Below are 425 nucleotides of genomic sequence, written 5' to 3' on the forward strand. Positions count from 1 at the left end.
ATAAATATCGTTAGGCTCGACAAACATCTTCATGAGGCAAGGCCTTTAATGACATCCGTTAACCATTCTGGCTCTGGCGAATGCAGCACGTTAATCACCACACCTTGATAGTGCAGACTTAGCTGCGGCGAGAGTGCAGTCAACTCTGTCTTATCTTTACTCACTTTCACCCATGCCTTAGGATTGGGTTTGGGCCACGGCTTTAGGATGTCGCTTTTTCTGGCGTAAAACGTTTGCAGATGAATTTTATGCTTAGCGCAATATTCGGGCGCTGTTAAGCCACTGACCTTTTGGGCTTCTAACGTAGCTTTCCATTCTTCTTTCGTTCGGCGTTTTCTGGGCATAGTGTTCTCGATGAGTTATCAAAGAGAACATTATGCGATGCTAAATCACTTGGCAGTAGACGGGGTTTGGGCTACGGTTAC

The 425-nt window shown here is 45.9% G+C and carries 1 protein-coding gene; it reads right to left on the bottom strand.

What is annotated here, in order from left to right; genetic code table 11:
• Positions 1–29: 29 nt before the first annotated feature.
• Positions 30–344: a hypothetical protein gene (locus tag AB9H30_RS19385; RefSeq protein ID WP_371196439.1), complete on the bottom strand. Its 315-nt coding sequence runs from the start codon at positions 342–344 to the stop codon at positions 30–32.
• Between the last annotated feature and the right edge of the window lie 81 nt (positions 345–425).

The organism is Glaciecola sp. SC05, assembly GCF_041380235.1.
Classification (GTDB): domain Bacteria; phylum Pseudomonadota; class Gammaproteobacteria; order Enterobacterales; family Alteromonadaceae; genus Glaciecola.

Bases quoted from the DNA above. Each gene is read 5' to 3' on its own strand.
- AB9H30_RS19385 (WP_371196439.1), bottom strand. From the start codon at position 344: ATGCCCAGAAAACGCCGAACGAAAGAAGAATGGAAAGCTACGTTAGAA.